Below are 13,599 nucleotides of genomic sequence, written 5' to 3'. Positions count from 1 at the left end.
AAACTCTGCGAATGCTATGCCTTTTTTAAGGACTTCGCCAGTAAGAATTGTAGACAATTTAGACTAAAATCGCCCGACTTTGTAAAAAAATGCTAATCTAATTGGTAATATTTCACTGTCTATTTTCGAATATATATTTATGTTGCATTATCAAATTGAATTCGACGATTTTCGTCAGCATCTCATCCATGTTACCTTGCGTTTTGTTGCCAATCCAACGCAAGTTTTATCACTCCCAATTTGGATTCCAGGCAGTTATTTAATTCGTGAATTTGCCAAACATATTGAATCTGTCAAAGCCTATGATGAAGCAGGTCGTCAACTTCAAATCAGTAAATTCGAAAAGAATAAATGGCGTTTATTTAATACGGATCATGAACTGATTACAGTTGAGTATGATGTCTATGCTTATGATCTGTCTGTACGTGGTGCATACGTTGACCAAACTCGTTTATATGTCAATCCAGCCTGTATCTGTTTGGGTTTACAAGATCAAGAAAATTCAGCAGTTGAATTAGAAGTGTTCTTACCAGATGAACTTAAACATTTCCAACTTGCAACAGGTTTGGTTTCAAAAAGTTTGGTGAAAGGGCGTTATACCTTAAAAGCGGATAATTATGCGCAGTTGATTGACGCACCATTTGAGCTTGCAGATCAAACTCGTTTTAGCTTTGAAGCGAACGGCATTCCACATGAATTTGTGGTGTCAGGTCAGCATAAAATGAATGCTGAACGGATGAAGCAAGACATTGAAAAAATCTGTAGTACTGAAATTTCAATGTTTGGTTCAGCACCATTTGAAAATTATACCTTTATGACCATGGCAACAGGGAGTAGCTATGGTGGTTTGGAACATCCAAACAGTACCAGTTTGATCTCACCACGTGATGATTTACCCAAAGCCGATGAGCCGACTGAACCTTCAGCGGATTATCAGCGTTTCCTTGGTTTATGTAGCCATGAATATTTCCATTCATGGTTGGTTAAATTTATTCGTCCTGAAAACCTAGCCAATTATGATTTAAATAAAGAAAGCTTAACGTCTTTATTATGGATTTTTGAAGGTTTTACATCTTATTACGACGATTTGATATTGCTCCGTAGTGGCGTGATTTCTCAAGACTCCTATTTGAAATTACTTAAAGGTCAAATTGATCGTTATTTACAAAATCCAGGACGTTTTATCCAAACTGTATCTGAGTCAAGTTTTGATGCATGGATTAAATTCTATCGCCAAGATGAAAACTCAAATAATGCGGGTACGAGTTACTACAACAAAGGCTGTTTAGTGGCACTGTGCTTAGACTTAGGATTACGTTTACGTGGTTCAAGCCTAGATGCTTTGATGCGTCGTTTATATGAAAATACGCAAAATGGCATTCAAGTCAATGAACGTACCATTGTTGAGTTATGCAATGAATTAACGGGCGACAACTGGATTGAGCAAGTCAACCATTTGATCAATACCACAGATGAATTACCTTTAGATCAATTGTTCCCTGAGTTTGGTTTAAGTTATACATTGAAAAATGAAAAGACCTTGCCATTTGGTTTGAAAATCACTGAAAAGCCAGAAGGTGTTTTGGTTCAGCAAGCCAATCGTGAGGGTGTAGGTGCAAAAGCCGGTCTTTCTGCCAATGATGTGATCATCGCAATCGATGGCTTGAAGGCATCTGAAAAATTGTTAGCAAAATATGCAAAACAGCAGGGTACATATACTGTTCATGCTTTCCGTCGTGATGAATTTATTCAGTTTGAACTGCAAGGTGGGGAAGTACAGCTGACGACTGTAGAGCTGAAAGTTGAAGATCAAGCTAAAGCTGAAAAATGGTTGAAAGCTTAATCTTTAACGGCAAACTTAAATATCATTGAATGTGAAAACCGATACTTTAAAGTGTCGGTTTTTTTTATCACTATGTGCATATCTATACTAGATTTACAGCTTGTATATCATCACTTCACAATTTGAACATGATTGACGCAGATGGCTTACAAACTTTACGTAGCACTAATAATTATCAACAGATCTGTAATCAAAACGTCATATGAAAACACATACTATAAAGATGTTTTAAATAATAAGTTTAATTTAAATAAAATTTTAAAATTTCCGAGGATGTTCTATATGAAAAATATTTTTCTAAAAACCGTTATGGTGACCGCTGGTTTAGCAACCGCTCAACTTACTTTTGCAGCAAATTGTAGTAGTACAATTAGTAATAATGCTGTAGGAAGTCTGACTGTACCCGCAGGTGCAACATGTACAGTGAATCTATCATCTGTAGATGGCACGATCACTGTTCAAAAAGGCGCGAGTTTGGTTTTAAATAACTCTTCTGTTTCTGGAAATGTTCAAGCGACGACAGCGAGATCGGTTAAACTGATTAACTCCATGATCGAAGGCGATGTTCAAGCACCTGCTGTGATTAGCTTAGACAAGGCTATGATTTCGGGTAATTTTTATTGTTCTCCAGTGACAAAACTTCAATCTTCAAACAGTATGATTGAGGGGAAGACTGTAGGGAAGTGTAGATAAATTTATAAGTATCGAGCTTAAATAAAAAAGCCAATCATTTCCGATTGGCTTTTCATTTTCAAAGCAAAATTTTAATTAAGCTTCAATAGTTTGTACTGCAATTTTCTTTGCAGGATCAGTTTTACGGCGTACTTGTGGTACAGGCTCACCATAATATTGACGATCAGCAAAGTAGCTTGAACGAACCATTGGAGCAGCCCAAATATTACGGAAACCAAGCTTTTGCCCATGTGCAGTATAACGTTCAAATTCTTCAGGCGTTACAAAACGGTCAATTGGCGCATGTTCTTTCGATGGTTGTAAGTATTGACCAATCGTCACATAGTCCACACCATGTGCATGAAGATCATCCAACAACGCAATCACTTCTTCTTCAGTTTCACCAATACCCACCATCAAACCACACTTCGTTGGCACATCAGGGCAATATTCTTTAAACATTTTCAATAAATTTAAAGAGTGCTGATAATCTGAACCCGGACGCATTGCTTTATATAGACGCGGCACAGTTTCGATGTTGTGGTTAAACACATCTGGTGGACATTCAGTCATGATACGTAGGGCAATATCCATACGACCACGGAAGTCTGGGACTAAAATTTCTAATAATGTTTTAGGGCTTTGCGAACGTGCTTCTTTAATACAATCGACAAAATGTTGCGCACCACCATCTAATAGATCATCACGGTCTACAGATGTAATTACAGCATATTTCAAACCAAGATTAGCAATGGTTTCAGCCATGTGACGTGGTTCATCAGGATCAAGTGCATTTGGACGACCATGTGCCACATCACAGAATGGACAACGACGCGTACAAATATCACCCATGATCATAAAGGTTGCAGTACCACCACCGAAACATTCAGGAAGATTCGGACAAGCAGCCTCTTCACAGACAGTATGTAATTTTTGCGCACGCAAGGTGGTTTTAATACGTTGAACTTCATCAGGCGCAGCCATTTTTACACGAATCCAATCAGGCTTTCGAGGTGCTTCAACCGTTGGGATAACTTTTACAGGAATACGCGCGACTTTCTCTGCACCACGTAACTTGACACCCTGTTCTGGTTTACGGTTCTCTGACATATTCAACTTTTCCACTGTTTTCTACGGGGGATATGCTTAACATTATAGCTGAAATGGCAAAAGATGGGGTAAAAACACTATTCATATACTAAATGTGGTTATCACAGAATATATGCATGTGAAATACAGAAAATTATTCAAGTTTAGTTCATAATATCGCATAAGACTTAGACTGAATTGAATATAAGGAGCTTTGAATGCCACGTAAGAAAGAAGTCGTTAGTGGGAATTATGTGAAATACGATGCAGTCGTACTTGGCTCAGGACCTGCTGGTGAAGGCGCGGCAATGAAGCTTGCTAAATCGGGTAAGCGTGTTGCGATCGTTGATGTACGTGAACAACTTGGCGGTAACTGTACTCACGTAGGAACAATTCCAAGTAAAGCACTGCGTCAAACTGTTTCGAGCATCATTCGTTACCAACGTGATCCAATGTTTAAAAAAGTGGGGGATTGGAAACAATTCACCATGAAACAAGTATTGCGTAATGCACATAAAGTTATCCAACAACAAGTGGATACGCACTCACGCTTTTATGATCGTAACAATATTGATGTATTCCACGGTCGAGCATATATCCAAGATCAAAATAGCGTGATTATTTTTGGTGAAGATGGCATTAAAGAAACCCTTGGATATGAACAATTGGTGGTTGCAACAGGTAGCCGTCCATATCATCCTCAAGGCTTAGATTTTAATCATCCACGCGTGTTTGATTCAGATAAAATTTTAGATTTAGATTTTACGATTCATAAAATCATCATTTATGGTGCAGGTGTAATTGGCTGCGAATATGCCTCTATTTTCATCGGTTTAGATCATAAAGTTGACTTGATTAATACTCAGCATCAGCTTTTAAGCTATTTGGATGATGAAATTGCTGATGCATTGTCATATCACTTGCGTGAACAAGGTGTGTTGATTCGTCACAATGAGCAAATTGATCATTTAGAAACTGCTGATGATCATGTAGTGCTTTATTTACAAAGTGGTAAGAAAATCAAAGCCGATGCGATCTTGTGGTGTAACGGTCGTTCGGGGAATACCGATGGCTTAGGTCTTGAAAATGTTGGTATCACACCAAACAGTCGTGGTCAGCTCGCGGTCAATGATCAGTATCAAACTGAAGTTGCAAATATTTATGCTGCAGGTGATGTCATCGGTTGGCCATCGCTTGCTTCGGCGGCTTATGACCAAGGTCGTTGTGCAGGTTCGAATATGAGCGGTGAGCTTGATGTTAAACCTGTGAAAGATATTCCAACAGGGATTTACACCATTCCAGAAATTTCTTTCTTTGGTAAAACTGAAAGTCAGCTCACTGAAGAAAAAATTCCGTATGAAGTGGGTCAAGCATCGTTCCGTCATTTGGCACGTGCGCAGATCACAGGTGATACTGTGGGCGAGCTTAAAATCTTGTTCCATCGTGATACGTTAGAGTTGCTTGGTGTACATTGTTTCGGTAATAATGCTGCGGAAATTATCCACATTGGTCAAGCCGTGATGCAAAGTGGTAACAATACCATTAAGTATTTTGTGGAAACCACGTTCAACTATCCAACGATGGCAGAAGCTTATCGTGTAGCAACGTTGAATGGTATGAATCGATTGTTCTAATCTTATCTAAATACATAAAAAAACCAGCTCTTTTGAACTGGTTTTTTTATGACTAGCGATCAAAATGTTATGTTTTCAGGGGAATTATTTCTTAATTTCACTTGTTTGCTCCGTCTATTGCAAAATAAATTAATCACAATATGCCCTTTAACCCCATCATACTTTTCCTGCTGAGTAGAACAGTAACTAAAGCCTGCTGATCCTTTTGTAGGTTGAAACAATTTAGAGGGATAGTAACAAGTTATGATCAGCTAAAGTGTAGTTATGAGGGGCTGTTGCATTAGCTTGTATATTTATTTGGTTCCTTTTATCGAGTAAATTCTATACTTAAAATGTAAACATATCCTAGCAAATGCGACAATTAACGAAGTATAAAAAGATATTGGAAGGTATAGTTAGTATGAAAAATTATTATTTAAAATAAGTAGTTGCTTCACTTTAAATAAATGCAATTGGATGGTTGAAAGAAGCTTAACCAAAATATTTGCTGATGCAGAATTTTTTACCCGATATAGGCTTAATCAAAATAAAAGCAATTTCAGCCTATTCATTCTATGAAGGGGTATAGAAAGAGGCTGTTAATTGAATAGTAGCTACTTTTTCTAAGGGCTTTGACCTTAGCTAATATTTTTGAAAGTAGAGAAGCGTATTGAATCAAAGCCTTTGTAAAATTTTCTCTCTCAGTTGATGGTTGGATGGAAGTAATTCGAGCAAACGATGCATGGCATCAATTCGGTCTGGAACACGTCCAACCAATTTGAGAAGTTGATCAATGTCTTCCATTTGATAAATCAGATGGCTTAAACGAGCATCGAAACAATCACGCCACGAAGATAAAACAGGACTTTCAGATTTCGTTAAAAAACTCCCTTTATAGAGTGAAAAAATGCTAGCCAAAAAGCCTGCATCTAGTGATTTTTCAGCACGTAAAAAATCAGTTTGTACTTCACATGCTAATTTATAGGGGCGTGAAAGAATGCAGTCAGGCAACAGTGTTCTGAGTTGGGAAAGTTCAGCTTTTAGCGTTTTTTCACTAATATTGCGGTCACCATAAAGCGCATAGTGCAATTCATTTAAACTAATCCCTTCTGCATATAATGCCAACATACAGAGGATCTCAATTTGCCGATGTGTAAGCGGGATCGTTTGTTGATTAAACTGTACTTGAGGAGTTCCCAAAGCTTTTATGTATAAAACATTTTTTTGTTCAAATTGAATCGCGCGCTTTACTAATTCGGCACAATGCTCTACAGCTAAAAGTCCAAGTGACGTATGTTTTTTATATTTAGTCGAAAGGTTAATAACTCCATGAAATTGCCCAGATATTGGATCTAAAATTGGCGTTGCATAACATACCCAATCACGTACGCTATGCATTTGATTCTCATGAGAATAAACACAACTCGCTATATGATTGTTGAGTGCTAACCCAATTGCATTGGTTCCTACAGCTTGAGTTGACCAATGACCGCCCTCGACAAAATGAGCTTGTTCTGCTGAAGAGAGCATTGGACGACTACTCCATGTCCAAAGTAGTGTTCCTTGATGATCTGTCACCCCAATCGCCATACCTGAATCTTCAGCAATTTTGAGCAAATCTTGATGTTTATGTTGAATAGATCGACGAAATAGAGAAGGTTGTTCTTCTTGAGTGAGTGTAAATAATGGTGCTGATGTAATTGAGTCCATATTCACAAAATGAGTTGTTTGCAGTTGTTGCGGAGAACGCTGCAACTTATTCCATAGATTCATATCATATTCCTTCATGATTGAGCTATATTCATCAACATACTGTATTTATTATATTTATCGGATTTTATATTTGTTGAATACGGATAACCTCTATCCAACGAATTACTCATCCATCACGGTTTAAAAATCCTAGAGTTACACATTATAAAAATATTTTCAGTTTAAATTTTATGAAAAAAGTCGTGTAAAACATATACAACTTTGGTTGGAATAAATCGCTTTATCTGTAACAAAGATTAGATTTTTTCACGTGAAAAGGGTTTAGGTACAGCTTCACCTTTAAATTGGCGATCAGCAAAATAACTTGAACGAACCATAGGCGCACTCCAGATATTTTTAAACCCTAGTAATTGCCCATGAGTTTGATAATGCTCAAATTCATGAAGTGAAACAAAACGATGAATAGGTGCATGAGATTTTGAAGGCTGTAAATATTGTCCAATGGTGACATAATCCACGGCATGATCACTGAGATCATTTAGCAATACAATCACTTCGGCTTCCACTTCACCCAGCCCAACCATTAATCCGCATTTGGTCGCAATATCTGGTCTGAGTTGTTTAAATGATTTCAATAAATCAAGAGAATGTTGATAGTCTGAACCTGGACGCATGGCACGATATAAACGTGGCACAGTTTCAATATTGTGATTAAACACATCGGGTGGAGTTTCACTCAAAATTTTTAAGGCAATATCTAATCTTCCTCGAAAGTCAGGTACAAGAATTTCAATCAATGTATCTGGACTCGTTTTACGAATTTCGTGAATACAATCAGCAAAATGTTGTGCACCACCATCTGCTAAATCATCACGATCTACAGAAGTGATCACCACATATTTTAGATTTAAATTTTTCACCGATTCAGCTAAATGTGTGGGCTCATTAATATCTAAGGTATTGGGACGACCATGAGCCACATCACAGAAAGGGCATCTGCGGGTACAAATATCGCCCATAATCATAAAGGTTGCTGTGCCACCACCAAAGCATTCGGGCAGGTTTGGACAAGCAGCTTCTTCACAAACAGTATGTAGTTTTTGCTGACGTAATAGGCTTTTAATCTGTGCGATTTCTTCTGGATGACTAATTTTGGCGCGAATCCATTCAGGCTTTTTGGGAATTTGTTCAGTCGGAATAATTTTTACAGGAATACGTGACATTTTATCTGCGCCACGTAATTTTTGACCTGTTGTAATTGAGCGTTTTAAATCCATTTTAAATCGTCCATAAGATAGTGAATTAAATATAAAATGGCATTTATATTTTAAATGTCAAATATATTTAATCTGTTTTAAAAATAATAAATTAATACAAAATATTAATATTATAAAATAAAGGTTGGGTAAAGGTTTGGTTTTTTAAGTTTTTGAAAATTATAAAAAAATTACAATTATTTTTTGGTTTTAAGCTCTTGTTTTTAATGTTTTTATTTGGATTTTTTAAATAATATTTTTTTAGTCTAATATTAATTAATTTGAAAATAATTTTATATAAATAAACAGGAATTAAACATCCATATTTGAAATTTATAATATGGATTTACTTTTTGATTAAATGATAAAGGACAAAATATATGCAATTAACGGAAGAGCAATTGCTAGCAGCATATCGACGGATGCGAGATATTCGTGAGTTTGAAGATCGTCTACATGATGAAAATAATACAGGCGATATTCCTGGCTTTATTCATCTTTATAGCGGTGAAGAAGCCGTTGCGGTGGGGATTTGTGAAAATTTAACGGATAAAGATTTTATCACCTCTACCCATCGTGGTCATGGACACTGTATTGCCAAAGGTTGTGATATCCACGGCATGATGTTGGAAATTTTTGGTAAAGATGACGGACTTTGCCGCGGCAAGGGCGGATCAATGCATATTGCCGATTTGGACAAAGGCATGCTCGGTGCAAACGGGATTGTCGGTGGTGGTCCACCATTGGCGATTGGAGCTGCGTTGACGGCCAAAACTCTTAAAACAGGCGGAATTGGTTTGTCCTTTACAGGGGATGGTGGCTCGAATCAAGGCTTGACGTTTGAAGCGATGAACATGGCTGTGGTTTTAAAATTGCCTGTGGTTTTTGTCTTTGAAAATAATGGTTTTGGTGAAGGTACAGCACATGATTATGCGGTCGGTAGCAAAGATATTGCAGGACGTGCAGCAGCCTTTGGTATGCCTGCGGAAAAAGTAGATGGTACTGATTTCTTTGCGATGTATGAGGTTGCACAAAGAGCGATTGAGCGTGCACGCCGTGGCGAAGGTCCAAGTGTGATTGAAAGCGTAACCAACCGTTTTTATGGACATTTCGAAGGTGATCCAGGTTTGATCCGCTCTAAGGAAGAACTTGATTATGTCAAAGAGCATAAAGATCCTTTGAAAATCTTCCGTGAAAAAGTCAAAGGAAAAATTGATGAAGCCAAACTGGATGCGATTGATGCAGAGTCAAAAGCCAATGTAGATGCTGCGGTTGCAAAAGCCCGTGCTGCCAATTATCCAGAAGTCTCTCAACTGCTTACCGATGTTTACGTCTCTTACTAAAGGAATAGTAAAGCAATGCCAAATAAAAGTTATCGAAATGCGATTAAAGAAGCGATTGAATTAGAAATGCGCCGTGATCCAAGTGTGATCGTGGTGGGTGAAGATGTTCGTGGTGGTCATGGCGGTAAAAATACCGATGACAATAAATTGGAAGGCTTTGGTGGCGTACTCGGTGTGACCAAAGGCTTGTGGACTGAGTTCGGTTCTGAGCGTGTAATTGATACCCCGATTACCGAATCGGCAATTATAGGAATGGCAGCAGGCGCTGCTGCAACAGGTTTACGTCCAGTAGCGGACTTGATGTTTATGGATTTCTACGGCGTGTGTCATGACATGTTGTATAACCAAGCAGCCAAGTTCCGTTATATGTTTGGGGGCAAAGCTAAAGCACCAATGGTGGTACGTGGCATGATCGGTGCAGGTTTCTCGGCAGCAGCGCAACATTCACAGTCACCTTATAACGTTTTTGCGGCTGTACCAGGCTTAAAAGTCGTGGTGCCATCGAGTGCTTACGATGTGAAAGGCTTATTGATTCAAGCGATTCGTGATGACGATCCTGTGGTGTTCTGTGAGCATAAACTGTTGTATGACATCAAAGGCGAAGTGCCAGATGGTGCATATACCATTCCATTCGGTGTGGCAAATTACACACGCCAAGGCACTGATGTCACAATTATTGCGCTGAGTTTAATGGTGCATCGTGCCAATGAAGTTGCGGATAAATTAGCCAAAGAAGGCATTTCAGTTGAAGTAGTTGATCCACGTACCATTTCTCCACTCGATGAAGAAGGGATTTTGGAATCTGTTGCTTCAACAGGTCGTGTGGTGATTGTGGATGAGTCTGCAGCACGTTGTGGTTTTGGGCATGATGTCGCAGCATTGATTGCACAAAAAGGTTTTTATTATCTCAAAGCGCCAATCGAATTGGTTACGCCACCACACTCGCCAGTACCATTTTCGCCTGTATTGGAAAAAGAATGGTTACCAAGTGTAGAACGTATCGAACAGGCTGTACGTAAAACTTTGGAGGCTTAGGATGAGCGAAATTAAAACCTTGGAAATCCCAAAATGGGGTTTGTCGATGGAAGAGGGTACGATTGCCCAATGGCTGATTCAGGAAGGCACGACTTTTAATAAAGGCGATGAAATTTGTGAAATTGAAACTACAAAAATCGTCAATGTATTAGAAGCCCCTTTTGACAGTACTTTACGCAAAATTATTGCCAAAGCAGGTGATACATTAATTGTCGGTGGAATCATTGCCATTTGTGCAGACAGCCAAGTGTCCGATGCAGAAATTGAAGCATTTGCTCAATCTTTGGGTGGATCAAGCACAGCAGCAACTGAAACCAAATCTACCGAAGTGGTCGCTGAAAAAGTAGCAACTACAACAACTGCGACCATAGAAACAAAAGTTCAGACTGCACCTGTACAAAATAGTACGCCAAAAGCAACCAAACCCGTTGCGCAAGGTGGTTATTCAGTGCCTGCAACTTTACAAGGTTATCAGCAGGTCGATGAAATATTTACTACACCGCATGCTTTGAAATTGGCTGAAAAACACAATGTCAATTTAGCACAGATCACAGGTTCAGGACGTGAAGGTCGTATCAGTGTCAAAGATATTCAACTTGCAGTGCAGGCAGCAGATGGAGCGTGGCCAGATGTACGTCACCAATCGAGTGGAAAAGTTGCAAAATCTACAGCGGATGATAGCCAGGTTTTAGCAACCCCAGTTGCACGTCGTTTGGCAAAACAGTGGGGGATTAATCTACATGATTGCCGTGCTTCGGGTTCACGTGGTCGAGTATCGAAAGAAGATGTTGAAGCTGTTTATCAACGTGAAAATCCAACCATTGTTGAAACTGTAGGGAGTACTTCATCAGAAACCGCTCAAGTTACAGCGATTCCAATGAATGGGATGCGTAAAGCCATTGCATCACGCTTACAAGCTGCAAAACGTAATGCACCACATTTCCGTTTAACGGTTGATTTAAATGTCGATGCAATTCAGGGCTTACGACAGCAAATTAATGCCACTGTGCCACAGGTTAAATTGTCGATTAACGATATGCTGATCAAAGCCGCTGCGGCAGCATTGGTTAAAGTGCCACAGGTCAATGTACAGTTTGATGAAGAAAATCAGCAAATTTTACAGTTTAATCAAGCGGATATTTCAGTTGCTGTGGCGATTGAAAATGGTTTGATCACACCGATTATTAAATCTGCCAACAGCAAGTCTTTGGCACAGATTTCCAATGATATGCGTGATTTGGCAACACGTGCCAAGACAGGAAAACTTGCGCCTGATGAATTCCAGGGTGGTAGTTTCAGCATTTCCAATTTGGGAATGTTAGGCATCAAAGCCTTTGATGCGATTATCAATCCACCGCAAGGCGCAATTCTCGCTTTGGGAGCGGCTGAAAAACGCGCGATTGTTGAAGGTGATGCGATTGTGGTACGTCAAATGGTGACCGCGACCTTGTCCTGTGATCATCGAGTGATTGATGGTGCATTGGGTGCAAAATTCTTGGCAGCCTTTAAGCAGTTTGTTGAAAATCCTGCATTGATTTTGGTGTAGGAGAATAATCATGTCAGACACACAATTTGATGTCATCATCATTGGTGCTGGCCCTGGTGGATATGTGGCTGCGATTCGCGCAGCCCAACTGGGCTTGAAAACCGCCATTGTTGAAGAGAAACATTTGGGTGGAATTTGCCTAAATTGGGGCTGTATTCCAACCAAAGCCTTGTTGAGTGGTGCAGCGGTCGCTCAACAACTTAAACATGCAGGTCAGTTTGGCTTCACTGTTGGTGCGGTTGATTTTGATATTCAGCAATTGGTACAGCATAGCCGCCAGGTATCGAGTCAGTTGGTACAAGGCATTGGACAATTGCTGAAAAAAAATCAGGTCACTGTTTTTACCGCAAGGGCGCAATTTATTGCCAAAGAACAACTTGAATTAACCGATGCTGAAGGTCAAAAACAGCAGATTTCTGCACCACATATTATTGTGGCGACAGGGGCTAAAGCTGCCAATTTACCGCAAGTCCCTGTCGATGGTCAGTATGTTTGGAGCTATAAAGAAGCTTTAATCCCTGAAGAATTGCCTAAGTCACTTTTGGTGGTTGGCTCAGGTGCGATTGGCAGTGAATTTGCCAGTTTGTACCAGGATTTAGGTTGCCAAGTGACCTTGGTCGATATTGCCAAGCAAATATTACCCAGTGAAGATGCGGAAGTCGCCAAGTACGTACAAAAACAGTTTGAACAGCAGGGTATGCAGGTTCTGACGGATGCTGCTGTACAGAAAATTGAAATTACCAATGGTCAAGTTCAATGTCATGTCGAAACCTCATCAGAAATTAATGTTATCACTGTAGATAAAGTACTGTCTGCGATTGGCGTACGTCCAAATTCTCAAAAGCTTGGCTTGGAAACTTTAGGCATTGAATTTGAAAATGGCTTTATCAAAGTAGATCAATGGTGCAAAACCAATGTAGTTGGTGTCTATGCGATCGGCGATGTGGCAGGCGCACCGTGTTTGGCACATAAGGCGAGTCATGAAGCCATTTTATGTGTAGAAAAAATTGCAGGTGTTGCCAATGTTCATGCTTTGGATCGCACGCAAATTCCGGGCTGTATTTTCACGCATCCGCAAGTGGCGAGTATTGGTTTGACTGAGCAGAAAGCCAAAGCAGCCGGTTACAGTATCAATGTAGGGAAGTTCCCTTTACAGGCCAATGGTAAGGCTTTGGCTTTGGGTGACTCAGCAGGCTTTATTAAGACTATTTTCAATCAGGAAACTGGTGAGTTGTTGGGTGCACACATGGTCGGTCATGAAGTGACTGAACATATCCAGAGCTTTGCGATAGCGAAATATTTGGAAGCTACGGATGAAAGTTTGGCACAGGTGATTTTCCCTCATCCAACGTTGTCTGAAGCGATGCATGAGTCAGTATTGGCAGCGATGCAACGTGCGATTCATATTTAAAAGAGCAATTTACATTTAAATCATAGGCTTGTTCCGTCATTTTCAATTGCTGAATATTGTGAGAACAAGCCATCAGAT

At 39.5% G+C, this 13,599-nt stretch carries 10 protein-coding genes and 1 pseudogene; 8 read left to right on the top strand and 3 right to left on the bottom strand.

What is annotated here, in order from left to right; genetic code table 11:
- The first annotated feature begins 139 nt into the window (after window positions 1–139).
- A complete protein-coding gene (locus BEN71_RS13200; RefSeq protein ID WP_068975425.1) occupies window positions 140–1,843 on the top strand; it encodes a M61 family metallopeptidase in 1,704 nt (567 codons plus the stop codon).
- A gap of 282 nt (window positions 1,844–2,125) precedes the next feature.
- Window positions 2,126–2,536: a hypothetical protein gene (locus BEN71_RS13195; RefSeq protein ID WP_068975424.1), complete on the top strand. Its 411-nt coding sequence runs from the start codon at window positions 2,126–2,128 to the stop codon at window positions 2,534–2,536.
- Between the two features lie 75 nt (window positions 2,537–2,611).
- Here the strand turns inward: BEN71_RS13195 and lipA (BEN71_RS13190) are convergent, their stop codons facing one another.
- Window positions 2,612–3,625: a lipoyl synthase gene (gene lipA, locus BEN71_RS13190; protein WP_068975423.1), complete on the bottom strand. Its 1,014-nt coding sequence runs from the start codon at window positions 3,623–3,625 to the stop codon at window positions 2,612–2,614.
- Between the two features lie 197 nt (window positions 3,626–3,822).
- Here lipA (BEN71_RS13190) and sthA point away from each other — a divergent pair, with 197 nt between their 5' ends.
- Window positions 3,823–5,238 (top strand): Si-specific NAD(P)(+) transhydrogenase, encoded by a 1,416-nt coding sequence (gene sthA, locus BEN71_RS13185; RefSeq protein WP_068975422.1) that lies wholly within the window; start codon window positions 3,823–3,825, stop codon window positions 5,236–5,238.
- 203 nt (window positions 5,239–5,441) lie between these two features.
- Window positions 5,442–5,569: pseudogene (locus tag BEN71_RS13180) on the top strand (IS5/IS1182 family transposase); the annotation flags it as partial.
- A 323-nt stretch (window positions 5,570–5,892) separates the two neighbouring features.
- Here BEN71_RS13180 and BEN71_RS13175 read toward each other — a convergent pair.
- Both BEN71_RS13175 and lipA (BEN71_RS13170) read right to left on the bottom strand, forming a co-directional pair.
- Window positions 5,893–6,927 carry a helix-turn-helix domain-containing protein gene (locus BEN71_RS13175; RefSeq protein ID WP_227542685.1) on the bottom strand — a complete coding sequence of 345 codons (1,035 nt, stop codon included), beginning with the start codon at window positions 6,925–6,927 and terminating at the stop codon, window positions 5,893–5,895.
- Window positions 6,928–7,226: 299 nt separating this feature from the next.
- Window positions 7,227–8,207: a lipoyl synthase gene (gene lipA, locus BEN71_RS13170; RefSeq protein ID WP_068975420.1), complete on the bottom strand. Its 981-nt coding sequence runs from the start codon at window positions 8,205–8,207 to the stop codon at window positions 7,227–7,229.
- 359 nt (window positions 8,208–8,566) lie between these two features.
- On the opposite strand from lipA (BEN71_RS13170), the gene BEN71_RS13165 reads away from it, so the two are divergent.
- From BEN71_RS13165 to lpdA, 4 genes are read left to right on the top strand one after another with little or no spacing between them, the layout of a single operon-like run.
- On the top strand, window positions 8,567–9,529 hold the full coding sequence (locus BEN71_RS13165; RefSeq protein ID WP_068975419.1) for a thiamine pyrophosphate-dependent dehydrogenase E1 component subunit alpha: 963 nt from the start codon (window positions 8,567–8,569) through the stop codon (window positions 9,527–9,529).
- A gap of 15 nt (window positions 9,530–9,544) precedes the next feature.
- On the top strand, window positions 9,545–10,564 hold the full coding sequence (locus tag BEN71_RS13160; RefSeq protein ID WP_068975418.1) for an alpha-ketoacid dehydrogenase subunit beta: 1,020 nt from the start codon (window positions 9,545–9,547) through the stop codon (window positions 10,562–10,564).
- A gap of 1 nt (window position 10,565) precedes the next feature.
- Entirely contained in the window at window positions 10,566–12,110 is a 1,545-nt protein-coding gene (locus BEN71_RS13155; RefSeq protein WP_068975417.1) for a 2-oxo acid dehydrogenase subunit E2, read from the top strand.
- 10 nt (window positions 12,111–12,120) lie between these two features.
- On the top strand, window positions 12,121–13,521 hold the full coding sequence (gene lpdA, locus BEN71_RS13150) for a dihydrolipoyl dehydrogenase (RefSeq protein ID WP_068975416.1): 1,401 nt from the start codon (window positions 12,121–12,123) through the stop codon (window positions 13,519–13,521).
- Window positions 13,522–13,599: the final 78 nt, after the last annotated feature.

Source organism: Acinetobacter wuhouensis, assembly GCF_001696605.3.
GTDB classification, from domain to species: Bacteria; Pseudomonadota; Gammaproteobacteria; order Pseudomonadales; family Moraxellaceae; genus Acinetobacter; species Acinetobacter wuhouensis.
This window is presented reverse-complemented; position numbering and strand designations above follow the sequence as displayed.

Excerpts from the sequence above, each read along its gene's own strand:
- BEN71_RS13165 (WP_068975419.1), top strand. The coding sequence starts at position 8,567 with ATGCAATTAACGGAAGAGCAATTGCTAGCAGCATATCGACGGATGCGA.
- BEN71_RS13195 (WP_068975424.1), top strand. The coding sequence starts at position 2,126 with ATGAAAAATATTTTTCTAAAAACCGTTATGGTGACCGCTGGTTTAGCA.
- BEN71_RS13160 (WP_068975418.1), top strand. The coding sequence starts at position 9,545 with ATGCCAAATAAAAGTTATCGAAATGCGATTAAAGAAGCGATTGAATTA.
- sthA (WP_068975422.1), top strand. The coding sequence starts at position 3,823 with ATGCCACGTAAGAAAGAAGTCGTTAGTGGGAATTATGTGAAATACGAT.
- BEN71_RS13175 (WP_227542685.1), bottom strand. The coding sequence starts at position 6,927 with ATGGACTCAATTACATCAGCACCATTATTTACACTCACTCAAGAAGAA.
- lipA (WP_068975420.1), bottom strand. The coding sequence starts at position 8,207 with ATGGATTTAAAACGCTCAATTACAACAGGTCAAAAATTACGTGGCGCA.
- lpdA (WP_068975416.1), top strand. The coding sequence starts at position 12,121 with ATGTCAGACACACAATTTGATGTCATCATCATTGGTGCTGGCCCTGGT.
- lipA (WP_068975423.1), bottom strand. The coding sequence starts at position 3,625 with ATGTCAGAGAACCGTAAACCAGAACAGGGTGTCAAGTTACGTGGTGCA.
- BEN71_RS13155 (WP_068975417.1), top strand. The coding sequence starts at position 10,566 with ATGAGCGAAATTAAAACCTTGGAAATCCCAAAATGGGGTTTGTCGATG.
- BEN71_RS13200 (WP_068975425.1), top strand. The coding sequence starts at position 140 with ATGTTGCATTATCAAATTGAATTCGACGATTTTCGTCAGCATCTCATC.